We start from the raw sequence: 25,450 nt of genomic DNA on the forward strand, positions 1-25,450 counted from the left end.
TCGAAAAGCCAAGAAGTTGGCTTTTCGTCCGCTGCGCGGACCACGGTTCACCTCCCCGTATGGTGACGGGGAGGAGGAAGCTGTCATTAGCGCCATCGCCATTTGCATGATCGCCACGATAGGCACCTTACGGCGCCTTGATTTCCATCATGCCGGTGGCGGTGCGGGCCGAGTATTGCGGCCGGTACATGTCTTCCACGGTTGCCGCCGGATGGGCATAGGTGCCCGGCGTCACCGCGCGCACGACATAGGCGAGCGTCAGATTGTGGTCGTGATCGCCGTCGGCCGGGTTGAACGCCGCGACGAAACGGTCGTCGCGGAATTCGAGATGGGCCGCGTCGGTCTGCGCCAGCCAGGAGAAGTTCGTCAATTGCGCGCTGGAGACCAGGCCCGGATTGTCTATCTCGAAGCCGGCCGGCAACAGGTCGGTGACCAGCAGGCGCGACGGCCAGCTGTTCTGCTCGGTGACCTTGAGCACGACGACATAGCGTTCGTTCTGGGTTGCCTCCGTCACATTGGCTTCAGTGCCGTCGAGCTTGTAGTAGGTGCGGCTGATGCTGAAGCCGTCACCGCCGGCCGGCATTGGCTGGATCGGCGACGCCACGGTGGTGACGACGGCCTGCAGCGGGGTCTTGCCGGTGTTGGCGATTTCTAGCGGGCTTTCGACCAGTTCGGAGCCGTTGACCTGGTTGGAATAGCCACCCGAATGCGGCGCGCCATTGACGGAGAGCGTGATCGAATCATTGCCCTCCTTCAGCGCGCGGGCCGCCAACAGCATCCAGGAATCGTCCTGGGTGCTGGTCCAGCGCACTTCGGCGCGTTGCCGGGTCACCAGCTTGATCAGCTCCGGCACGACCGACGAAACCGGCTTCGATTCCGCCGCCAGCGACAGCATTGCCGCGCCGTCACGCAGCGCCGAACCGTAGTCGGAGCGGTACCAGTCGTAGTCGGTGCTCGATTTGGCGAGCTGCAGCGCGGTCTTGAAGGTCGCCTCCGAGCGCTGGGTGTCGCCGTAGAGCGCAAGGCTCGCAGCCAGCTGGGCAACGGCCATCGGGCTTGAGAAGGCTTCGAGCTGGGTGTCGGCGTAGTAGCGCAGATCGCCGATCGAGGCCTTCTTGTTGCGGGCCAGGACGTAGAGGGCGTAGGCGATCTCGCTGCCGCGGTCCTGTACGCTCTGGTCGTAGCCGAGCGAGTTCTGCAGATTGCTCAGCGCCTGGTTCATGGCAAGAGCCGGCACGTCGTATTTCTGCTCGCGCGCCCTGGTCAGGAACTCGCTGACATAGGCGTCGAGCCACAGATCGCCGGAGCCCGGGCCCCACAGGCCGAAGCTGCCGCTCGAGGACTGGTAGCTCAGCACCTTATAGATGGCATCCTGGATACGGCCATGCAGGTCGGGGTCGCTTTCCATGCCGACGCCCGAGGCCATCTCGTTGACATAGAGAAGCGGCATGGCGCGGCTGGTGGTCTGCTCGGCGCAACCATAGGGGTAGCGGTCGAGCGTCATCAGGAGCGAGGGCACGTCGAAGGCAGCCGTCTGCGAAACGCCGACGCTGACGGTAGCGCCTTCCAGCAGGCTTGCCGCCAGCAGTTCCTTGTCGACGCGCAGCGCGCCGCCATTGCCCTTGAGGTCGACCACAAGGCGCGTGGTGACCGGCAATTGCGCCGGGCGCACCGGCACGTAGAGCGTCTGCTCGACCTTGGTGCCGTCGGCGTGCGCCAGCTTGATGGTGAGCGAGGCATTGCCCGGCGTCTTGGCGATCAGCGGCACGGTCAGCGTCTGGCGCTTGCCCTGGGCGAGCGTCAGCTTCTGGGGCAGGGGCTTGTCGCCCGTCGACAGGTCGCCTGTCGTGTCGATCGAGAAGGCATAGTCGCCGGCCGGGCCGTCGGTGTCGGCCACGTCAAGCCGCATCACGGCATTGTCGCCGGGCGCCAGGAAGCGCGGCAGGCCGGCGGTGATGACCACCGGGTCGCGCACGATGACATCCGACTGGGCATGGCCGACCGCTTCCTTGGTCCAGGCGACGGCCATGACGCGCACGGTGCCGTTGAACTGCGGGATGTCGAAGTCGATCCGTGCCTTGCCGTCGGCGTCGAGCTGGACCGGGCCGGAGAAGAAGGCGACCAGCTTTTCGGTGGGCGGGCTACCTTGCGCCTGCATGTTGGCGCCGTCGCCGCCGGTCCTGAGCTTGCCGGTGGTGCCCAGCGAGCCGTCGATCAGGCGGCCATAGATGTCGCGGATCTCCATGCCCAGCATGCGCTGGCCGAAGAACCAGTTCTCTGGGTCGGGCGCCTTGTAGTTGGTCAGATTGAGGATGCCGACATCGACGGCGGCGACCATGACATAGGCGTTGGTGCCCGGCTGCACGCCGGCCACGGAAACCGGGATCGACAGCTGCTGGCGCGGCATCGTCTTGTCCGGCGGCGTCAGCGTGACCGCGAGCTTCTTGGCGCCCGGATCCACCGTCAGCCATTTCACGCCGATGGCGCGGGCCGGCATGCGCGTCTCCTGCGCATCGCCCGGCCGGAACAGGGTTGCCGTGACATAGGCGCCGGCGCCCCAATCGTCACCGACGGGAATGTCGATGGTGCTGCCGCCGGCCGGGACGGTGGCCGTGATGGTCTTCAACAGCTTGTCGGAACCGATATTGATCAGAAGTTCGCCGGCAAAATGCGGCGAGACCTTCAGCTTGGCCACTTCGCCCGCGGCATAATTGTCCTTGTCGAGAGCGATCTCGAGGCCGTCAGGCGTTTCGGTGGTGGTCGAGGCGACATACCAGCCGGCGTCGAACTCATAACTGGTGGCCGGTCCCTCGGGATCGGAGGTTTCGACCTCGAGCCGGTATTGGCCCCAATCGACGGGAACGGAAACGGTGGCGTCGCCATCGGCCCCGAGGTCGATCTGGCCATTGGCGATCGACTTGGTGAAGGTCACCGGCTCGTAGCTCCACGAATTGTTGGAGCGGTACCACTGGTAATTGCGTTCGACCTTGACCAGCGTCCACTGCGCGCCTTTCAGCGCCTCGCGCTTGCCGGCCGGATCGACCGCAATCAGACTGAATTTGGCCGTGCCGCCCTGCGGCACTTCTTCGTCGGCGAAGTCCGGACGGATGCCGATCATATGGCCTTGCGGGCGAATGCCGATGTCGAGCGAGCGCTCGATGGCGCGGCCACCGGTTTCGCGCATGCGCACCGTCACCTTGCCGTTGACCAGCTTGGTGGTCGAGGGCAACTGATCGACGGTAACAGGGAAGGTCGCCTTGCCGTCATCGCCGACCACCGGCAGGTTGGTCAGAGGCGTCACCGTGGGCTCAGCCGACTGCTCATCGGCGAGGCCGAAGGAGAAGTTGGGGAAGCGGTCCCAGTCGCGCGCCGTCGACAGCGTCAGCTCGCCTTCCAGCGCCAGGCCCGCCGCCGGCGCGCCATAGAGGAAGCGGCCGTCAATGTTGATGTTGGCGGTTTCGCCGCGCTCGATCTCCTGCTTGTCGGCCTTCATGTCGAATTCGATGCGATCCGGCACGAAGTCCTCGACCAGGAACATCTGGCTGGCGACCGCGGGCTGCTTCGGATCGGTGTAAATCGACACCGACCAGGTGCCGCGCATGGCGTTGGGTTCGAGCGGCAGGTCGATGGCATGGCCGCCGGCCGAAGCGCCGTCGCTGACGATGCGGCGGTCCTCGACGCCGTCGGGACGCGAGAAGATGAAGGTCAGCGGCAGGTTCTCTACCGCCTTGGCGGCGCCATCGCGGGCAAGGGCGGCGACATGGACATCCTCGCCGGCGCGGTAAATGCCGCGTTCGGTCCAGGCATAGACGTCGAGCGCGCCGGGCGCCGCGCGCCCGGTGACGCCGCGGTCCGACAGGTCGAAGCCGGCCTTGGACATGTCGAGGAAGACGAAATCATTGTCGCCCTGCTTGGCCATCAGCACGGCCGGAACCATGCCGCCGTCGCCGCGCGTCAGGCCGGGGTTGAAGACCGCGTGGCCGTCGGCATCCGATGTCGCGGTGCCGAGAATCTCGTTGTTGCGGGCAACCAGCGTCAATTCGGCGCCCGCTATCGGCTTGGCCGAGCCCAGCGAACGGGCAAAGACATTGAGCCCATCCTGGCCGGTATAGGTCGACAGGCCGATGTCGGAGACGACGAACCACTGCGTGGCCAGCGAATTGTAGTCGTCGCCCTTGCCGTCGACGGCCTGCGCGGTCAGCACATAGACGCCGGGCTTGCGCTGCGGCAGCGCTTCGTCGACCGGGAAGGAGGTGGTGACCTCCTTGTTGAGGTCGTTGACGATGTCGAGCTTGCCCTGCCAGACAGGCGCGCCCATCTGCTCGGAAATGTTGGAAATGTCATAGCCGTCGAGCTGGTGCAGGAACTGGTAGCCCGACAGAAGCTGCGCCAGCGAGCGGTCGCCGATGCGGTAGAGCTTCATTTCGGCGGCGTTCATGTTGACGGTGACGACCGGAATGCCGCGGCGCGCGCCGGCCGGCAGCACGAAGCTGTCGCCGGTGAAGCGGGCGGACGGGGCGCGGTCCTGCACGTAGATCGACAGCACCACGGGAGCGGCGGTCACTTCGCCGATGGCCGCCGGCAGGCCGGCGCGGAAGGTGACGTCGTAATGCTGGCCGTGTTCGAGGCCTTCGACGCAGATCTGCTTGTCCTTGGCCTCGACGCCTTTCGGCGGCGCGTTGTCGACAGTCACGAACTGCGCGTAGTCGACGCCGGTCTTGACCAGTTCCTCGGAGAATTGCGCGCAGATGCGGGGCGCGCTGGTGTCGGCATCGACGCTGTGGTCGACGACACGGAAACCCTTGCGGGCCTTGAGATCGGCATAGTCGGCCTGCACGGCCGGCGACGCAACCAGCGCAAGGCTCGCCTCATAGGCCTGCAGCGCCGGGCGGTAGAGATCACGCTTGTCGAGGCCGGCGCCAAGCAGCGCCAGCACGTCCGCGCGCGTCTTGGTGGTGCGTAACAACTTATAGGCGTTGAAGGCGGCCGAAGTGGCGTTCATCGGCAAGGTCGACGCTTCGGAGGTGTTTGTGGCGGGCTGCACAGCCAGCGTTTCACGCGCCAGATTGAGCCAGAGCTGGCCATCATCGGGCATCACCGAGACCGCGGCCTCGTATTTCTGCATGGCGGAGCGATGGTTGCCGGTCAGCACGGCCTGTTCGGCCGAGTTGATCAGGGCGGCCATGCCTTCGGTCGGCTTGTCGAAGGCCGGGCCAAGCAGCCTGTTGCGGTACTGCTGGGCCTGGTCGGCCATCCAGTTGGGGAAGAAGGTCAGTTCTGGCGGCGCGCCGATATCGGGATCGCCGTCAATGTTGACGACCTTGCCGGCGACCGCGCCGTTGAATGGTTTGAGCTGGTTGTAGTCGGATTTGAGAAAGCACCATTTGGCCTTGGTGTTGTAGGTGAAGGCACGGCAGGCCGGATCGCCAAGGCATGTCGTCTTGCACTGGTCGAGGGTGACATTCTGATCGGATCTGAGATCAAAGCCGAAATAGTCGGAATTGTCCGTCGTTGCGATTCGCCGGGCCTCGGCCGCTTGCGCGACACCATTCCAGGCCAAGACATTGGCCCAGGCGAAGAAGAGAAGGATCAGGATCGACAGACCACGAGCCGCGCGCATTGCCATTACACCCTCCAGACAATTGCAGACGTCCAGGCATGTTCAAGCTCCAGTCAAGCTTGTCAACTCAGGACGCGGCAGGGTTCCGCCTGCCAACGGTTTCCTTTCCGGCCGATGACCGGTAGTACCTCCATAGGACAGGGGATCACGCATTCTTGCGGCGACGCAAAAGGTGTGAATTCCAAGCCCGTCCTATTTCAGACAATTGGATTGTGGCCCCTTTACGAGCGCTTCAGAACTTCATTCCAATTTTAGTTTTGTAACCTAGGTTGTCTTAATGCCGGCGCATGAAGAGCAGATGTCAGGAGGGACCGCGCCAGGGCGCGTGCTTCCGCGCGCCCTGCTCTTGGCCATGATGTGCGCAACTGCGTTGGTTGCCGAATCAAGGCCTGCGGCCGCTTTCGAGCTTTTCGGCATCAAGCTGTGGGGATCGTCCAACGACGAGGACGCCGATATCGTCGATCCGCTGCGCTATGCCGTTACCATCACAGCGCCCGATGCCGACAAGGATCTGGTCAAGAAGCTCGAAAACGCGTCGGCGCTGAAGGGCGATGAGGATCGACCAGTTTCCGGTTCGCTCGGGCTGATGGCCAAGGCGCGCAGCGATAGGGAACAACTGGTCGCCGCCCTTTACGCCGATGCCCGCTACGAAGGCGTGGTCACCATCACCATCGACGGCAAACCGCTCGACGACTTGCCGCCGGATGCCGAATTCAAGGGTCCGCAGCCGATTCCGGTGGCGATCAATATCGGCGCCGGCCCGAAATTCACCCTCGGCGACATCAGGCTGGAGGGCGACGCGGCGGGGCTGATGAGCGCCGACTACGGTCTGATATCGGGCGGCGACGCCGGATCGGGGGCGGTGCTCAAGGCCGAGGCGCTGATCGTGCGGACGCTGAAGGAGCAGGGCCGGCCGCTGGCCAAGGTGACCGACCGGCAGATCGTCGCCGATCATGCCACCTCGACGCTCGACGTGACGCTGACGGTGGCGGCCGGGCCGGTCGCCGGCTATGGCGCGACCACGGTGGAGGGCACGGAGAAAGTCGACCGCGATTTCACCGAATACATGACGGGCTTGAAGCGCGGCAAGCAGTATTCGCCGCAGGAGATCAGCGACGCACGCGACAGGCTGCTGGCGCTGGAAGTCTTCAACAGCGTCACCTTCAAGGAAGCCGACAAGCTCGATGCCGACGGCAACATCCCGATCGGCGTCCAGGTCAGCGAGCGCAAGCCGCGCTATTTCGGCCTGGGCGGCACCTTCTCGAACACGGAAGGGCTGGGCCTGGAAGGCTATTGGGGCCACCGCAACCTGTTTGGTCACGCGGAAAAGCTGCGCATTGATGGCGCCATCAGCGGCATCGGCAGCAACAACCTGTCCGAGCTGAACTACAATGCCGGCATCATGTTCGAAAAACCCGGCGTGATCGGGCCGGCGTCGAAGTTCTTTGCCAGCTTCAAGACCGTGCTCGAGCATCCGGATGCGTATGACCATTTCTCGGTCAAGGGCAGCACCGGCCTGTCCTATGAACTCGACAAGAAGCAGACGGTCTCGGCGGAAGTGGCGCTCGACTATTCCAGGATCACGGATGCGTTCGGCAAGCACACCTACCTCATCGCCAGCGTTCCCCTGCAATATGTCTATGACAACAGGGATAGCAGGCTGAACCCGACCAGGGGCTTCCGGGTGCTGGCCTATGCCGAGCCGAGCTACGACATTCTGAGCGGTGCGGCCTTCCTCAAGCTGAAGGGCGAGGGATCGGCCTATCAGTCGCTGGACACGGCCTCGAAATTCGTGCTGGCCGAGCGCGTCGCCGTCGGCTCGATCGTCGGCACCGGGCTGCAGAACGTTCCGGCCGACCGACGCTTCTACTCCGGTGGTGGCGGTTCGGTGCGCGGCTATGCCTATCAGGGCATAGGCCCGAAAGACTTCACCGGCCAGCCGATTGGCGGCCTGTCCTTCTTCGAGACCTCGGTCGAAATGCGCATAGCCGTCACCGATACGATCGGTATCGTGCCGTTCGTCGATGCCGGCACGGTGTCGACCAAGTCGGTTCCCAACTTCTCCGACGTCAAGGTCGGCGCCGGTGTCGGCCTGCGTTACGTCACGCCGTTCGGGCCACTGCGCATCGATGCGGCCGTGCCGCTCAACCGCGATCCCGGCGATCCGCATTTCGGCATCTATGCCGGCATCGGGCAGGCGTTCTGACATGAAGACGGTGTGGCGCATCCTTCGCATTGTCCTCTACACGCTGCTGATCGTGGTCGCGGGCGCGATCGGCGCGCTCGTTGTCCTGACCAAGACTGAGCGCGGACGCGACAATCTCGCCGGCATCATTTCGCGGCTGGCTTCGAACGACGACCGCAAGATCACGGTCAGCGGCATTGACGGCATCTGGTCGGGCGCGCTCAGCGTCGACCATGTGGTGCTGGAAGACCGCCAGGGCGCCTGGCTGGTGGCGCGCAAGGTCGCCGTCGACTGGTCGCCGCTGGCGCTGCTGTCGAAAAGCTTCAGTGCAGGCCGCATAGCCGCCGAGCACATCGAACTGGCACGCCTGCCTGTGGCCGGCACGCAGCCGCCGGCGCAGGGCGGCACGGCGACGCTGCCGGTTTCCATCGACATCCGAGAGATCGACCTGCCGGAAATCGTGCTTGGCCAGCAACTGGCCGGCAGCGGCATCGCCGAACTCGCCGCCAAGGGGATGCTCAAGGCTGACGCGGCGCCGCTGGCGGTCGAGACGGTGCTCAACGTCACCCGCCATGACGGCAAGCAAGGCAATGTCGCCGCCAAGATCCACTTTGCGCCGGCAGACAACAGGCTGGACCTTGACCTCAAGGCATCGGAGCCGGCCGGCGGCATCATCGCCAATCTGCTCAAGCTGCCCGATACGCCGCCGGTCGACATAGCGGTCTCGGGCACCGGACCACTGGCCAACTGGAATGGCATCGCCACATTCATGGTCGACGGCAAGATCGTCACGCAACTGACGGGCCGTCATCAACTCACCGACAAGGGCAACCACGTCGAGGCCAAGGGCGACGGCGAGTTCGCGCCCTTCCTGCCGGAAAATCTGAGGCCGCTGTTTACCGGCAAGACCAGCTTCGATGTCGCGGGCACCGCGACATCGGCCGGCGGCATCAGTGTCGACCGGGCCAGCATCGAAAGCGACGCCATCCACGGCACAGCCACCGGCATCGCCGACCCCGCCGGCGCCAGCGATCTGTCGGTCGAAATCGCCGCCAAAAGCGCGCCGGTGCAGATCGTTGTGGGAAGCGCGGCGCAACCGATCACTGTCGCGATCAGGAACGCCACCGCCCGCGCCTTCGGCGACGGCAAGGCGCCGATCATCGATATCGGTGCCTCGCTGGCTTCGGTGGTGGCGGGCGGTACCCAGCTCTACGATATTTCGGCACAGATCCATTCCGACGGCTTCGACATCCAGAACCGCGCTGGGCCGGTCGCCGTCAAGCTGGCGGCGGGCGGGCTGAAGACCGACGTGGCGACGCTGGCGCCGCTGATCACCGGCAAGGTCGATGTCGACCTCGCCGGATCGCTGAGCAAGGACGCCATCGCCATCGACCAGGGCACGCTGCGCTCCGATGCGCTCAATGCCTCGCTGACGGCGACGGTGGCACTTGCCGACCTGTCGATGCGGCTCAAAATGAACGCCGACGCCGTGGCGACGGCCTTGCCGCCGCAGATCGCCTCGGTGCTTGGCGCACGGGTGAAGTTCTCGGCCGCCGCGACGCGCGATCCGCAAGGGGCCTTTGCCGCCAACTCGATCTCGTTGACCTCCGGCTCGCTCAGCGCCAGCGGCACCGCCAGCATGCAAGGCACGGATATCCAGGCCGACATCAAGGGCAAACTGGGCGACGTGTCGGTGTTGTCGCCGACGGTCGGCGTGCCGGTTGCCGGCGGTGTCGATTTCGCGCTGTCGGCAAGCGGCGCCAGGACGGCCCCGGATTTCACCGTCTCCGCCAACAGCGACAGCCTGACCGCCTCGGGCAGCACGGTGAAGGCGATCAAGCTGACGGCAAGCGGCAAGGCGGACATAGCGAGCCCCTCGGCCGATGTTTCGCTGACCGGATCGGTCAACGACCAGCCGCTCGATATCAAGGCGGCGCTGGTGACCAGCGAGGGCAAGCGCTCGATCAACGGTTTCCTGGTCTCGCTCGGCGACAACAAGGTTTCCGGCGACCTGGTGCTCGATGACAGGTTCATGCCGCTCGGCACGCTGACGCTCGCCGCACCGGCAATCGACCAGCTGGCGGCACTCGCCGGCCAGGCCGTGACCGGCGACATCAACGGCACCATCCTCTTTGCCAAGGACGGCGACGCACCCTCCGTCACCATCGATGCGAAAAGCACGTCTGTCGCGCGTGGCGAAGTGACGGCCAAGGCGATTGCCGTCAACGCGCTGATCGCCAACTATCTCAAGGCGCCGGCGATCTCGGGCACCATCAAGGCCGACAGCGTCACCTCGGGCGCCACCGAGATCAGCGGCATCGGCGTCGACCTGAAGCGCGACGGCGACTGGACCAATTTCACCGGCGGCGCCACCATAGCAGGCATTCCGGCGACCGCCGCCGGCCGGGTCAAGATTGCTGAGGGCACCACCAGCGTCGAGATTGCTTCGGGCGAAGCCACGGTTCGCGGCATCAAGGCGGCAATCGCTGAACCCTCGACCCTGACCATCGCCAACGGCACCACCAGCATCGAGAAGCTGGCGCTCGATGTCGGCGGCGGTTCGGTGACGCTGTCGGGCAACGCCGGCCAGACGCTCGATCTCGCCGCACAGTTTTCCGCGCTGCCGGCGGCCCTGGCCAATGATTTTGCCCCCGCGCTCGATGCGGTGGGAATGCTCGGCGGCGCTGCGCAAGTGACTGGAACGCCGGCTGCCCCCGAAGTTCGGTTCAACGCACAGCTTGCAGGCGTCGAAACCAGCCAGACCCGCCAGGCCGGGCTCGGGTCGCTCGCGGTCGACGCGGCCGGCACCTACACCCTGGCCGGCGGCGTCGTCCTCGACCATGCGACGCTGTCCGGCGACAAGATTTCCGGCGAGGCCTCCGGCACCATCAATCCGAACGGCGCCAGCGATTTTGCCCTCGACCTTACATCGTCGGGACCGAGCCTGCCGCTGACGGTCGGAAGCGCCGCGAGCCCGGTGAAGATCGAGATACGGTCCTTGTCGGCCAAGGCGGCGGGCGAGACCGCGCGAGCCCGCCTGGACGTCTCCGCGATCCTGCCTTCGGTCACCACCAGCCCGGCGAAGGTGGACGGGCTTGTCCTGGCATTGCATTCGGATGCGTTCGATCTCAAGAACCGCGCCGGACAGGTTTCCGGCACGGTGTCGGTGGACAAGGTCGGTCTCGACAATGCCGTTATCGCACCGCTGATCGCCGGCAAGGTGACGGCCGCGCTGAACGCCCGGCTGACGTCGGACGGCATAGCCATCGACAGCGGCTCGCTCAAGAGCGATGCGCTGAACAGCCAGGTCGCCGGGCAGGTGTCGTTGCGCGATGGCGCCATCGACCTGAAGCTGAGTGCGGATGCCCCGTCATCGGCCTTGCCGGCGGCGGCGCGCGGCATGCTTGGCGAGCGCGCGCAGATCAGCGCCACGCTGAAGCGCGATCCCAACGGCAGCATCAATCTCGATGGGTTGAAGCTGGTCTCGGGCGGACTGACCGCACAAGGGCGGGCGAGCCTTGCCGACAACAAGCTGGCCGCCGACATCACCGGCGCCCTTGCCGACATCTCGCCGCTGTCGAAGGACGCCAAGGGCGCCATTGCCTTTGCGCTGAACGCACAGGGCCCGGCCATCGCCCCCGATCTGTCGCTGACGGTCAGCAGCGATCGGCTTTTGGTGGCGGAGCGCGAGATCACCGGACTGAAGCTCACGGCTACCGGCAAGGCGGATGCCGCCAACCCGGCCGCGAACGTGCAACTGACCGGCAATGTCGCGGGACAAGCCTTGCAAGGCAGCGCGGTGCTGGCGACGGCGGACGGCAAGAGCGCCATCAACGGCCTGCTCCTGTCGCTCGGCAAGAACCGGATTTCCGGCGATCTGGCGCTGGACGACAAGTTCGTACCCGAAGGCACCATCTCGCTCGACCTGCCCGATATCGGCCCGCTCGCCGCGCTGGCGCTGGAAAAGGCGGAGGGCGACGTGCGCGGCACGATCGCCTTCACGAAGAACGGTGCCGCACCTCAGGTCGCCATCAAGGCGGCCACCGCCTCGATCACGCGCGGCGATCTCCAGGCGAAGGCGGTTTCCATCGATGCGCTGATCGCCAATTATCTCGCCGCACCGGTGACCTCGGGCAAGATCCGCGCCGACACCGTCAAATCGGGCGGCACCGTGATCAGCGGCATCGATGTCGATCTGAAGCGCGACGGCGACTGGACCGGCTTTTCCGGTGGCGCCACGGTCAAGGGCATTCCGGCCAAGGCGGCCGGCCGCGTGAAGGTGGCCAATGGCACGACCACCATCGAACTCGCTTCCGGCCAGGCGACCGTCCAGGGCATCAAGGCGGCCATCGCCCAGGCTTCGACGGTCAGCATCGCCAACGGCACGACGACGCTGGACCGGCTGGTGCTCAACCTTGGCGGCGGCACGGCGACGGTGACCGGCAAGGTCGGGCAGGCGCTCGACATCAACGCGGCGCTGGCGAAGGTGCCGATGTCGCTCGCCAACGGTTTCTCGCCGGGTCTCGATGCCGCCGGTTCGATTTCCGGCACGGTGAAGGTGACCGGCGCGCCGGCGAGCCCTTCCGTAGCCTTCAACATAGACGCGGCCGGCGTGCAGACGTCGCAAACCCGAGGCGCCGGCGTCGGCGCGGTCGGAGTTGCCTCCTCCGGTACCTTTGCCGGCAACAAGCTGACCTTCAACGCCAATATCAGCGATGGCGCCGGCCTTGGCCTCAAGGGCGGCGGCACGGTGACGACGGCGGGCACGCCGGCGCTGGTGCTCGACTTCAATGGTGCCGTGCCCTTCGGCATGCTCAGCCAGAAGCTTGCCGCGCAGGGCTTGTCGCTGTCGGGAACAGCCACGGTCAATGTCCAGGTGCGCGGCCCGGCGACGTCGCCTGTCGTCGGCGGTAGTGTCAGCACATCGGGCGCGCGGCTGGTCGATGCCCGCTCGGGCCTGGCCGTCAACGATCTCGCGGCCGATGTCTCGATCGGCGGCGGCGTCGCCAGGATCAACCGCCTGACCGGAACATTGTCGACGCGCGGCAGCCTGTCGGCCAGCGGCACGGTCGGCATCAACCCGGCGCAAGGTTTTCCGGCCGACCTGTCGATCAAGCTCACCGACGGGCGCTATACGGACGGACGCGTGGTGACCGCCAATCTCGGCGGCGACCTGACGATCAAGGGGCCGCTGGTATCGGCACCGGCGATTGCCGGCGCCGTCAATCTCGCCAAGACCGTCATCACGGTTCCGGATAAGTTGCCGGGCTCGCTCTCGGCGCTCGACGTCAAGCACAAGAACGCGCCCGGCGCCGTCAGCGCGCAGGACAAGGCGCTGCGCCCGGCAACGACGTCGGGCAAGAGCGGCGGCAGCGGGCTTGCGCTCGACGTCACCGTCAATGCGCCGAACCAGATCTTCATCCAGGGCAGGGGCGTCGATGCCGAACTGGGCGGCTCGCTCAGGCTGACCGGCCCGGCCTCGTCGCCACAGGCCGTCGGCACCTTCACCTTGCAGCGTGGCCGGCTGTCGATCCTGGGCAAGCGGCTGACCTTCACCGAGGGTACGGTCGGTTTCTCCGGCTCGCTGGTGCCCTATCTCAACCTGACGGCGACCACGACGACGGCCAGCGCCACCGTCACCATCGTGGTGTCGGGCGAGGCGACCAATCCGAAATTCACCTTCTCCTCGGTGCCGGCGCTGCCCGAGGACGAGGTGCTGGCGCAATTGATCTTCGGCCGGTCCATGTCGAACCTGTCGCCGCTGCAGATCGCGCAGCTGGCCGAGGCGGCCGGCCAACTGGCTGGCGTCGGCGGCTCGACGTCGCTGCTGGAGAACCTGCGCAGCGCCATCGGCGTCGACGATCTCGACGTCACCACCGACGACAAGGGCGGCACGGCGGTCTCGGCCGGCAAATACCTCAACGACCGCACCTATGTGACCATCCAGAAGGGCGACAAGCCGGGCTCGGGCAAGGCGACCATCGACCTCAATGTCGGGCGTGGCGTCAAGTTGCGTGGCGAGGCGACGGACGCCGGCGAGGCCAAGGGCGGAATCTTCTACGAAAAAGAATATTGAGGGACTGGCCCTCACCATTGCCGGGACTGGCGCTGTCGTAACCCGTGCCAATGTCTCAGTTTAATCGCCCTGAGTGGATTTTGGCGAAATCTGGGCGCACTAGCAATTTTGCGTCAAGACTGTCGCTATCGCGCGTACCGCTCCCTTTTCAAAGTTGCACATTCGCCAACATGTTCCCAATCCAAGCCGTCTTTGACATCAGGGCCTGGATGCGGAATGTTAATCGGCGGAAAGCCAACAATGGGAGTTAGTCATGACAATCTACAAGAGTAATGGCGATCGCGTTCCGGATCACATCCTGGCCATGGCCGAAGAAGCCAAGGTAGGTAAGGTTGATCGCCGCGAATTCCTGGCCATGGCAAGCGTCTTCGGCGCCTCGACGGCGATGGCCTATGGTCTTCTCGGTCTCGCCGATCCGACGCCGGCAAGGGCAGAAGAGGTAAAAGGCAAGAAAGGCGGCACGCTGAAGGTCGCGCAGTGGATCAAGGATCCCAAGGATCCTCGCAAGGCCGACTGGTCGGAAATTGCCAATGCCGAGCGCCAGGCGCTCGAGCCACTGGTCAAGTACACGAGCGAATATACGTTCCGTCCTTATCTGCTGGAAAGCTGGGACGTGAACGACGACGCCACCCAGTACACGCTGCATGTGCGCAAGGGCGTGACCTGGTCGAACGGCGACCCCTTCACAGCCTCTGACGTCGTCTTCAACCTGAAGCGCTGGGCCGACAAGAAGGCCGAAGGCAATTCGATGCCCGGCCGTCTCGGCTCGCTGGTCAAGGATGACAAGCTCGACGAAAGCGCCGTGAGCATGCCGGACGACCACACGGTCGTACTCAAGCTCGCCAAGCCTGACATCGCGCTCATTCCCAACATGTGCGACTATCCCGGCCTGATCGTGCACAAGACTTTCGACGAGAAGGGCGGCGACTTCAAGGCCTGCCCGATCGGCACCGGTCCGTTCGAGCTCGTCTCTTACGACGTCGGCCAGAAAGTCGTCTACAAGCGCCGCGAAGACAACAAGTGGTGGGACGGTGAAGTGTTTCTCGACGGCATCGAATTCATCGACTACGGCACCGATCCGGCGGCCATGGTCAGCGCATTCGAGGCTGGCGAAGTGCACACCAACTTCGAAACGTCGGCCGACTATGTCTCGATCCTCGACAAGATGGACCTGGTCAAGTCGGAGGTTGTCACGGCTTCGACCATCGTCTGCCGCACCAACGTCAACAACAAGCCCTATGGCGACCAGAAGGTGCGTAACGCCCTGCAACTGGCGGTCGACAACAATGTCGTCCTCCAGCTCGGCTACGGCAATGCCGGCTCGGTCGCCGAAAACCACCATGTCTGCTCGATCCATCCGGAATATTACGAGCTGCCCAAGGTTGCCCGTGATCCGGCCAAGGCGAAGGCGCTGATGGCGGAGGCCGGCCAGGCCGACTTCGAACACGAGCTGATCACCGTTGACGAGGACTGGCACAAGAACACCGGCGACGCGATCGCCGCCCAGCTGCGCGACGCCGGTATCAAGGTCAAGCGCACCGTGCTGCCGGGTTCGACGTTCTGGAACGACTGGACGAAGTATCCGCTGTCCATGACCAACTGGAATATGCGCCCACTCGGCGTGCAGGTCCTGGCCATCGCCTATCGCACCGGCGAGGCCTGGAACGAGGCAGCGTGGTCGAATCCGGATTGGGACGCCAAGCTCAACGCTGCACTCGCCGTTGCCGACGCTGCCAAGCGCAAGGAAATGATGAAGGACATCGAGCAGATCCTGCAGGCTTCCGGCATCATCATCCAGCCCTACTGGCGCAAGCTCTACAGCCACTCGGTCAAGGCGGTGCAAAACTACAAGATGCATCCGACCTTCGAGCGCGACTACGGCAAGGTCTGGCTCGATCAGGCCTGATCGATCGGGCCGGGGGAAGGGGCAATGCCCCTTTCCCTCCCTCTCCGCGTCGCCATTGCAGGTTCGTCCGTAAAAAATACGGACTCACCCGCAAAGGCCATGCGATAAAAACAGGGTTGATCGCATTCGAGGGCCTGTTTGACGGCCAGTCCGCCGGTGACGGCAGGCGAGGTTTGAAGCCGGCTCAAAACCCACCCCATCGGCAGGGGGCCGCCATGCTTTCTTTCGTTCTCAGGCGTCTCGGCACCATGGCATTGACGATGCTGTGCCTGACGATGATCGTCTTCTTCCTAATCAACCTCGAACCCAACCTGAAGAAGCTGGCGATCAGCCAGACGGAAATGCACACTTCGGCCGAACAGCTGGAGGACTGGCTGGTCAACCATGGCTACCGGCAGAATTTCTTCGTCCGCTACGGACAATGGCTGGGCCTGCTGCCCAAGCAGCCGGTGACCGACCCGGCGACAGGCAAGCCGACGCAGCGTTTCACTTTCTGCAACGATCCGGCCGTACCAACCTTCTCCGGCGTCCTCGAAGGGGATTTCGGTTGCTCGACCAAGTTCAAGACGACCGTCGCCTCCAAGCTGTTCCCGGCACTTGGCGCCACCGGCATCCTGATGTTCTGTGTGTTGGCGGTGATGGTGCCGGTATCGCTCTTGATCGGCATCCTGGCCGGCATGCGCGAGGGATCGCGAACCGACCGGGTGCTTTCGGTGGCCTCGATCGCCTCGACGGCGACGCCTGAATATGTGTCGGGCGTCATCTTCACCGTCATCTTCGCCTCATGGCTCGGCTGGTTGAACGGTTCGGCAGCGTCCGCAAGCCAGGGCATCACCTTCTACAATTTCACCCTGCCGGTGATGACGCTGGCGATCTACGGCATCGGCTACATCGCCCGCATGACCCGCGCCTCGATGGTCGAAGTGATGACGCAGCAATATATCCGCACCGCCCGGTTGAAGGGTCTCTCCTTCGGCGGCGTGGTGGTGAAACATGCGCTGCGCAACGCGCTGATCGCACCGTTCACCGTCATCATGCTGCAATTTCCCTGGCTGCTTACCGGCGTCGTCATCGTCGAGGTGATGTTCCGCTACCAGGGCTTCGGCTACACGCTGGTCGAGGCCGCCGGCAACAACGACATCGACCTTTTGCTTGGCTGCTCGCTGGTCTCGGTGTTCATCGTCTTGATCACACAGCTCATTTCCGATGTCGGCTACGCGTTTCTCAATCCGCGTATCAGAGTTCAGTAGGGGGCGAAGCGGATGCAGGTCCAATATATCAGTGCCTTCAGCGTCATTCTCGAAGTGCTGTCGCGCTTCTGGCCGGTTTGGATTGCGCTCATCATCGTCATGGGTGCGAGCTTCGCCTACAAGAAGAGGCTGGCGCTCTACGGACAGCTGTTCGACAGCGGCGTCGGCATTGTCGGCGTCGGCATCTGCCTGTTCTGGCTGTTCACGGCAATCTTCGCATCGACCATCTCGCCTTTCGATCCGCTGGCCCAGGTCCCGGTGATGAAGGACATGCTGCCCGGCGCCATCGAGCCGCAATCGGGGCTTGTCTATCTGTTCGGCGGCGACAAGCTGGCACGCGACGTGTTTTCGCGCATGGTCTATGGCAGCCAGATCGTCCTGATCATCGCGCCGGCGGCGACCGGCTTCGCGCTGATGGTCGGCATCACGCTTGGCCTGCCCGCCGGCTATTACGGCGGCAAGATCGACACTGTGCTGTCGTTCCTGGCCAATCTCGTGCTGGCCTTCCCGGTCATCCTGCTGTTCTACCTCCTGGTGACGCCGGGCATCATGGACACGCCGATCCCCTATGCCATGGCCGGCGTGTTCTTCCTGTTTCCGATCATCTTCTTCAGCGTGCTGTTCTGGACGCGCTACAAGAACCGGCCAGACCGGCTGTACATCCTGCTCGGCCTGACGCTGATCATAGGCGGCTGGATCTATCTGGGCCTTGTCTTCGACAAGGACCCGCTGCACATCGTCCACATCGATCCCAACCAGCTCAACATCTTCGTGGCGGTGGTGTTTGCCTCCAGCCCCGGCGTGTTCCGCATCGTGCGCGGCCTGGTGATGGACATCAAGACGCGCGACTATGTGGCGGCGGCGCAGACGCGTGGTGAATCGCCCTGGTACATCATGCTTTGGGAGATCCTGCCCAATGCGCGCGGACCGCTGATCGTCGATGCCTGCCTGCGCATCGGCTACACCACCATCCTGCTCGGCACGCTGGGCTATTTCGGCCTCGGCCTGGCACCGGAAAGCCCCGACTGGGGCACGGCGATCAAGGACGCCAGCCGGCTGCTGCGCTCCTTCATCCATCCGGCGCTGCCGCCGACGATCGCGCTGATGTCGTTCGTGCTGGGGCTCAACCTTTTGGCCGACTCGCTGCGTGAACAATCGATGAAAGACTGATTGACGGGCTCCGGCCCGCATCTGGTAGAATTTGGATTGGAGCGACCCATGAACGAGGCAGTTCGAAATCCCGCAGAGCCGATCATCGAGATCGAAAACCTGTCGATCTCCTTCTTCACCCGCAAGGGCGAAATACCGGCGGTCATGGATTTTTCCTGCACGGTCATGCCCGGCGAAGCGATGGGCATCGTCGGTGAATCCGGCTGCGGCAAGTCGACCGTGTCGCTCGGCATCATGCGCGACCTTTCCAACATCGGGAAGATCGTCGGCGGCAGGATCAAGTTCCAGGGCAAGGACATGGGCGAGCTCTCCGAGGAGGAGCTGCGCGCCATCCGCGGCAACAAGATCGCGATGATCTACCAGGAGCCGATGGCCAGTCTCAATCCGGCAATGAAGGTCGGCCAGCAGTTGATGGAAGTGCCGCTTATCCACGACAAGGTGTCGAAGGAAGAGGCTTACAAACGCTCCCTCGAAATGGTGCGTGCCGTCAAGCTGCCCGATCCCGAGCGCATGATGCGCTCCTATCCGCACCAGCTCTCCGGCGGCCAGCAGCAGCGCATCGTCATTGCCATGGCGCTGCTGTCGAAGCCGGCACTGCTTCTGCTCGACGAGCCGACGACGGCGCTCGACGTGACGGTGGAGGCGGGCATCGTCGAACTGGTCAAGGGACTGGGCGAGAAGTTCGGCACGTCGATGATCTTCGTGTCGCACAATCTCGGCCTTATCCTCGAGACCTGCGACCGCATCACCGTGATGTATTCGGGCGAGGCGGTGGAGACCGGCAAGATCAAGGACGTGTTCGACCGGATGCGCCATCCCTACACGCAAGGGCTGTTCCGTTCGATCCCGCTGCCGGGCGCCGACAAGAATTCGCGGCCGCTGATCTCCATTCCCGGCCAGTTGCCGCTGCCGCATGAGCGGCCGAAGGGCTGCAATTTCGGTCCGCGCTGCCACCATTTCGTCGAGGGCGTCTGCAACGCCGCCGAAATCCCGATGGTCGAGGTCGCCGGCCACGAAGGCCATTTCTCACGCTGCGTGCGCTTCAACGAGATCGACTGGGAGGCGCTGCCGCCCGGCGCCAAGAAGGTCAATGAGCGCGTCGTGCCCGGCGCGCCGGTGCTCAAGATCGAGGATCTCAGGAAATACTACAAGGTCGGCGGCAGCGAGGTGTTCGGCTCGAGTGAGGGCCGCGTCGTCAAGGCCAACGAGACCATCTCCTTCATGGCGCGCGAGTCCGAGACCGTCGCCATCGTCGGCGAATCCGGCTGCGGAAAGTCGACGCTGGCCAAGGTGCTGCTCGGGCTGGAGACGGCAAGTGCCGGCACGGTGACGCTGGGCAACAAGCAGATCCAGTCGACCGGCATCGAGAGCCGCAGCGTCGAAACCGTGTCGTCGATCCAGATGGTGTTCCAGAACCCGTTCGACACGCTGAACCCCAGCCATTCGGTCGGGTCGCAGATCATCCGCACGCTGGAGAAGTTCAATGTCGGCAAGACGGTCGCCGACCGCCGCAAGCGCATGCTGGAATTGCTCGACTTGGTAAAGCTGCCGCGCGCCTTCGAGACGCGCAAGCCGCGCCAGTTGTCCGGTGGCCAGAAGCAGCGCATCGGCGTGGCGCGCGCCTTTGCCGGCGATGCCAAGGTGGTGGTGGCCGACGAGCCGGTCTCGGCACTCGACGTGTCCGTGCAGGCGGCGGTGACCGAACTGTTGATGGACATACAGCGCAAGAACAAGACGACGATGCTGTTCATCAGCCACGATCTGTCGGTCGTGCGCTATATCGCCGACCGCGTCGTCGTCATGTATCTCGGCTATATCGTCGAGCAAGGCACGACCGACCAGATCTTCGCGCCGCCCTATCACCCTTATACCGAGGCGCTGCTGTCGGCGATCCCGATTGCCGACACCAGCGTGGTGAAAAAGCACATCGTGCTCGAAGGCGACATCCCCTCGGCGATGAACCCGCCGACCGGCTGCCCGTTCCAGACACGCTGCGGCTACAAGAAGCTGGTGCCGGACAATCTGTGCGAGACCAAGGTGCCGCCGGTCAAGCATCTCGGCGACGGCCATATGAGCCTGTGCTGGCTTGCCGACGACGTGCTGGCCAAGATGGAGCCGGTGATCAAGTTCGACAAGGAGCATGCCGCGCATGAGGGCGTGCCGGACGACGCGGTGCAAGGCGAAGGTCCAGGCTTTGCCGGTTCGCCGCCGGCGCGTCCGAGCGGCAAAAACGCCAGTGCGAAAGCCGACGCGACCGGAAAGGCCGTCGAGGACGCGGACGCCGTCCTGCGAGCCCGTCGACACGAAATCCGCGACGAGGTTTCCGAAACCGGCGTTTCAAAGCCGAAGGATACGACAAGGCGGCACTAACCCAGGCTGAGTGTCAGCTTCCGCACTGCCGCAACTGCGCTTCATAGTCCCGCGCCATCTTGTCGGTGGCCCGGGCGTAACCCTGTACGCCGGCGTCACCGCGGTTGCCGCGGCCGTAGGCGGTCCAGCCGAGATAATAGGCGAGGTAGAGATTGTAGGTATCGTTGCGGGCGACGCCGTAGCTGTCTGCCGTCTTGGAATGATACCAGCCGACGAAGTCGACGGCATCGGCGAATCTGCTGCGCCGCGCCGCCCAGTTGCCGGTTTCGCGCTGATATTGCGACCATGTGCCGTCGAGCGCCTGCGAGAAGCCGGTGGCCGACGAGACGTGCTTCCAGGGAATGAAGCCGAGAAGCTTGGTGCGCGGCGGCCGGGCATTGCTCTTGAAGCCGGATTCCTTGCGCACCGTCGCCATCAGCACGGGGACCGGCACGCCATATTTCTGCGCGGTGCGTTCGGCCGCGGACTGCCAGTTGTCGAACCAGCCGTCATTCTGGTCGAAGACGGCACAGACATTGTTGATGTGACTGGGCGCGGTCGCGCAGGCCGAAAGTGCCAGCAACACGCCAACCGCTACGATTTTACTAAAACTCGACCTACGCATCGGATGAGCAATAGGCCGAAATCATAAAAGGAATCTTGCTGCCGCCGTTAACGCCTCGCGGTCACGAGCGCTCGCGAAAAAGCCCTGTAGATATCCCGACTCTTTCTGCCGCTTTTTATAAAATGGCACTGCGTAAATGCCGCCTTGGCTAAAATCACGCCCGTAAACGGCGCATTTCTGACAGCCTGCCTGGTTTGCCAAGGCTTTGATGCCGGCATGAGCGAACCAAGACGCAAGCGCGGCGCCGAGCGCACCAGCAACCGGGGGCCGGCGCCCGTCCCGCAACTGCCGCAAAGGCGGGTAACCAATCCCTATCCGCCGATGGCGTTGCTGTCTCCAGACCAGGTCGAGGCGATCCACCAGGCCTCAATGCATATATTGGAGAATTTCGGCATCGAGGTGATGAGCCGGCGGGCGCTGTCGCTGTTCGAGCAGGCGGGCGCCAGGGTCGATCACGCCTCGGCCAATGTCCGCATCGATCGCGGCATGGTCGACGAGGCGCTCAAGACGACGCGCTCCAATTATACGCTGACGCCGCGCAACCCGGCCAACACAATTCATCTCGGCGGCAACACCATCAATTTCACGCTGGTTGCCGGCCCGCCCAACGTGCACGACATGGAGCGTGGCCGCCGCGCCGGCAATCTGCGCGACTATGCCGATCTCACCCGGCTGGCGCAGCATTTCAACTGCGTTCACATGCTCGGCAACCAGGTCTGCGCGCCGGTCGAGCTGCCGGCCAATTCGCGCCATCTCGATACCTACTTCACCAATCTGACGCTGACCGACAAGAGCTTTCATGTCTCGGCGATCGGCCGGGGCAGGGCGCTGGACGGCATCGAGATGATGGCGATCGCGCGCGGGCTGACATTGGACCAGCTGCGCGACGATCCGGGCATCGCCACCATCATCTCGGTCAATTCGCCGCGCCGCTTCGACGAGATGATGGCCGAAGGGCTGATGACCATGGCCGAGTTCGGCCAGTCGGTGGCGGTGACGCCGTTCACGCTGATGGGGGCGATGAGCCCGGTGACGCTGGCGGGTGCCTTGGCGCAGCAGAATGCCGAGGCACTGTTCGGCGTCGTGCTGACGCAATTGGTGCGGCCGGGCGCGCCTGTCATGTATGGCGCCTTCACCTCCAATGTCGACATGAAGTCCGGCGCACCGGCCTTCGGCACGCCGGAGAACACCAAGGCCAACATCGCCTCCGGGCAATTGGCGCGGCGCTACCGGCTGCCCTACCGGACGACGCCCGGCTCGGCCTCCAATGCGGCCGACGCGCAAGGCGCCTATGAGACGCTGATGGCGCTGTGGGGCGCGGTGCTCGGTCATGGCAATCTCGTCTATCACGCCGCCGGCTGGCAGGAGGGCGGGCTGACGGCGTCGTTCGAAAAGTTCATCATCGATGTCGAGATGATCCAGCACATGATGGAGTTCCTGCGGCCGATCGTGGTCGACGAGGCCGAGCTTGCCGTCGAGGCGCTGGGGGCGGTGCCGACCGGCGGCCATTTCTTCGGCGAGCCGCACACGCTGGAGCGCTACGCCACCGCCTTCTACCAGCCGATGCTGTCCAACTGGCAGAATTTTGAAGCCTGGCAGGAGGCCGGCAGCCTCGATGCAACAGCGCGCGCGACGCGGCTGTGGAAGAAGGCGCTGGAAGACTATGTCGAGCCGGCGATGGATGTCGCCGTGCGCGAGGCGCTCGAAGCCTACGTGGCCAGGCGCAAGGAAGCGATCGGGCAGGGCGAGCCGTGATGCCTCCCATCCTGAATCCATTTACCCATCCAACTCACTGATATCAGAGAAAAACCTCATGAAATCGCATGCAAAGGTCGTGGTCATTGGCGGCGGTGTCGTCGGGTGTTCCGTGCTGTTCCATCTGGCCCGCCATGGCTGGACCGACGTGGTGCTTCTGGAGCGCGACGAGCTGACATCCGGCTCGACCTGGCACGCGGCGGGCGGCATGCACACGATCAATGGCGACCCCAACGTCGCCAAGCTGCAGAAATACACGATCAGCCTCTACAAGGAGATCGAGGAGCTGTCGGGTCAGGCGACCGGCGTGCACCTGACCGGCGGCGTGCTGCTCGCCGCGACCGAAGCGCGGCTGGACTGGCTGCGCGGTGTCGTCGCCAAGGGCCGCTATCTCGGCATCGATCTGGAAGTGATCTCGGCGACAGAAGCGGCCGAGCTGATGCCGCTGCTCGACCCCAAGCAGTTCGTCGGCGCCGTCCGCAACAAGGAGGACGGCCATCTCGATCCCTCCGGCGTCACCCACGCCTATGCCAAGGCCGCGCGGAAGCTTGGGGCGGAAATAGAGCGCTTCACCAAGGTCGAGGACATTGTGCGGCGGCCCGACGGCCTATGGCGCGTCATCACCAACAAGGGCGAGGTGGTGGCCGAGCATGTCGTCAATGCCGGCGGCCTGTGGGCGCGCGAGGTCGGCCGCATGGTCGGGCTCGAATTGCCAGTGCTGGCCATGGAGCACATGTACCTGATCACCGAGGACATGCCGGAAGTCGCCGCCTGGAACGCCAAGACCGGCACCGAGATCATCCATGCGGTCGATTTCGACGGCGAGCTCTATCTGCGCCAGGAGCGCGGCGGCATGCTGATGGGCACCTATGAGAAAGCCAACAAGCCGTGGTCCGAATACCAGACCCCTTGGAATTTCGGCCATGAATTGCTGGCGCCCGACATCGACCGCATCGCACCGTCGCTGGAGGTCGGGTTCCGGCATTTCCCGGCCTTCCAGAACACGGGCATCAAGCAAATCATCAATGGGCCTTTCACCTTCGCGCCCGACGGCAACCCGCTGGTCGGGCCGGTGCGCGGCCTGCCGGGCTTCTGGGTCGCCTGCGGTGTCATGGCCGGTTTTTCGCAGGGCGGCGGCGTCGGTCTCGCGCTGTCCAACTGGATGATCGAGGGCGACCCCGGCGCCGACATCTGGGCCATGGACGTGGCGCGCTATGGCGACTGGGCGACGATGGCCTACACCAACGCCAAGGTGCGCGAGAACTATTCCAGGCGCTTTTCGATCCGCTTCCCCAATGAGGAACTGCCGGCCGGACGGCCGCTCAAGACGACGCCGGTCTACGATCTGTTGTCGGCCAAGGGCGCGCAGTTTGGCGTCGCCTATGGGCTGGAAGTGCCGCTCTGGTACGCGCCGGAAGGCGTCAAGGACGAGTTCTCCTGGCGGCGTTCCAGTGATTTCTCACATGTCGCCAGAGAGGTCGCGACGGTGCGCGACGGCGTCGGCCTGGCGGAGATCTCGAGCTTCGCCAAATACAAGGTGACGGGCGAGGGGGCGGCTGCCTGGCTCGACCGCATGCTCGCCTGTAAACTGCCCAAGCCTGGCCGCATGACGCTGGCGCCGATGCTGAAGGACGACGGCAGGCTGATCGGCGATTTCACGCTGGCCAACCTGGACCCTCCAGATCGAGATGGGGATGGCTGGTTCCTCGCCGGCTCCGGCATCGCCGAGCAATATCATATGCGCTGGTTCGAGGCGCATCTGCCTGGCGACGGCTCGGTTCATATCGAGGCGCTGGGGGCGAAACTCACCGGCCTTGCCATTGCCGGCCCGAAGGCGCGAGAGGTGCTGGCCAAGGTCAGCCGCGCCGATGTTTCGAACGTGGCCGTCCCGTTCATGGCGGTGGCCAGGATGGATATCGGCATGGCGCCGTGCCTGGTCGGCCGCGTCAGCTACACCGGCGATCTCGGCTTTGAGATCTGGGTGGCGCCGGAATATCAGCGCGCGGCTTATCATGCGCTGATGGCGGCAGGCGCGGAGTTCGGCATCGGCCTGTTCGGCTCGCGCGCGCTCAATGCGCTCAGGCTCGAGAAGAACTACGGCTCATGGGGGCGCGAATACCGGCCGATCTACGGGCCGCTCGAAGCCGGTCTCGACCGCTTCGTCGCCTATGGCAAGGAAGCCGATTTCATCGGCAAGGCGGCGGCGCTGGCCGAGCGCAAGCAAGGCGGAAAATTGCGGCTGCGTGCCTTCATTGTCGAGGCCGACGATGCCGATGTCATCGGCGACGAACCGATCTGGTTCGGCGGCGCGGTGCGCGGCTGGGTGACGTCGGGCGGCTACGCCCATCATTCGAATAAGTCCGTCGCCGTCGGCTATGTGCCGAAGGAGATCGCCGAGGAGAGCGACGGCTTCGAAATCGAGTTGCTGGGCAAGCGCCATGCGGCGCGCATCCAGGCGACACCGCTGTTCGACGCGAATTTTGAGCGCATGCGGGGGTGAAGGTTCACCCCGCA

General features: G+C 64.4%; 10 protein-coding genes. 8 read left to right on the plus strand and 2 right to left on the minus strand.

Annotation, left to right across the window (positions count from 1 at the left end; genetic code table 11):
- Positions 1 to 127 precede the first annotated feature (127 nt).
- On the minus strand, positions 128 to 5,626 hold the full coding sequence (locus CK227_RS18340; RefSeq protein WP_095773869.1) for an alpha-2-macroglobulin family protein: 5,499 nt from the start codon (positions 5,624 to 5,626) through the stop codon (positions 128 to 130).
- Between the two features lie 271 nt (positions 5,627 to 5,897).
- On the opposite strand from CK227_RS18340, the gene CK227_RS18345 reads away from it, so the two are divergent.
- The 6 genes from CK227_RS18345 to CK227_RS18370 all read left to right on the plus strand — a co-directional run bounded on the left by CK227_RS18345 (position 5,898) and on the right by CK227_RS18370 (position 20,577).
- Positions 5,898 to 7,826, plus strand: a complete 1,929-nt coding sequence (locus CK227_RS18345; protein WP_095773870.1) for an autotransporter assembly complex family protein — start codon at positions 5,898 to 5,900, stop codon at positions 7,824 to 7,826.
- Between the two features lies 1 nt (position 7,827).
- Positions 7,828 to 13,881: a translocation/assembly module TamB domain-containing protein gene (locus CK227_RS18350; RefSeq protein WP_095773871.1), complete on the plus strand. Its 6,054-nt coding sequence runs from the start codon at positions 7,828 to 7,830 to the stop codon at positions 13,879 to 13,881.
- Between the two features lie 253 nt (positions 13,882 to 14,134).
- On the plus strand, positions 14,135 to 15,787 hold the full coding sequence (locus CK227_RS18355) for an ABC transporter substrate-binding protein (RefSeq protein ID WP_095773872.1): 1,653 nt from the start codon (positions 14,135 to 14,137) through the stop codon (positions 15,785 to 15,787).
- A gap of 215 nt (positions 15,788 to 16,002) precedes the next feature.
- Entirely contained in the window at positions 16,003 to 17,037 is a 1,035-nt protein-coding gene (locus CK227_RS18360; protein ID WP_095773873.1) for an ABC transporter permease, read from the plus strand.
- Positions 17,038 to 17,049: 12 nt separating this feature from the next.
- Positions 17,050 to 18,207: an ABC transporter permease gene (locus tag CK227_RS18365; protein WP_095773874.1), complete on the plus strand. Its 1,158-nt coding sequence runs from the start codon at positions 17,050 to 17,052 to the stop codon at positions 18,205 to 18,207.
- A gap of 48 nt (positions 18,208 to 18,255) precedes the next feature.
- Positions 18,256 to 20,577, plus strand: coding sequence for an ABC transporter ATP-binding protein (locus CK227_RS18370; RefSeq protein WP_095773875.1), 2,322 nt, complete (start codon positions 18,256 to 18,258; stop codon positions 20,575 to 20,577).
- Positions 20,578 to 20,590: 13 nt separating this feature from the next.
- Here the strand turns inward: CK227_RS18370 and CK227_RS18375 are convergent, their stop codons facing one another.
- Complete coding sequence (locus CK227_RS18375) at positions 20,591 to 21,181, minus strand: transglycosylase SLT domain-containing protein (RefSeq protein WP_095773876.1); 591 nt, start codon at positions 21,179 to 21,181, stop codon at positions 20,591 to 20,593.
- Positions 21,182 to 21,397: 216 nt separating this feature from the next.
- Between CK227_RS18375 and CK227_RS18380 the strand changes: the two genes are divergently transcribed.
- Positions 21,398 to 22,936 (plus strand): trimethylamine methyltransferase family protein, encoded by a 1,539-nt coding sequence (locus tag CK227_RS18380; RefSeq protein WP_095773877.1) that lies wholly within the window; start codon positions 21,398 to 21,400, stop codon positions 22,934 to 22,936.
- A 58-nt stretch (positions 22,937 to 22,994) separates the two neighbouring features.
- On the plus strand, positions 22,995 to 25,436 hold the full coding sequence (locus CK227_RS18385) for an FAD-dependent oxidoreductase (RefSeq protein ID WP_095773878.1): 2,442 nt from the start codon (positions 22,995 to 22,997) through the stop codon (positions 25,434 to 25,436).
- Positions 25,437 to 25,450 lie beyond the last annotated feature (14 nt).

The organism is Mesorhizobium sp. WSM4308 (assembly GCF_002294905.1).
Taxonomy (GTDB): Bacteria; Pseudomonadota; Alphaproteobacteria; order Rhizobiales; family Rhizobiaceae; genus Mesorhizobium.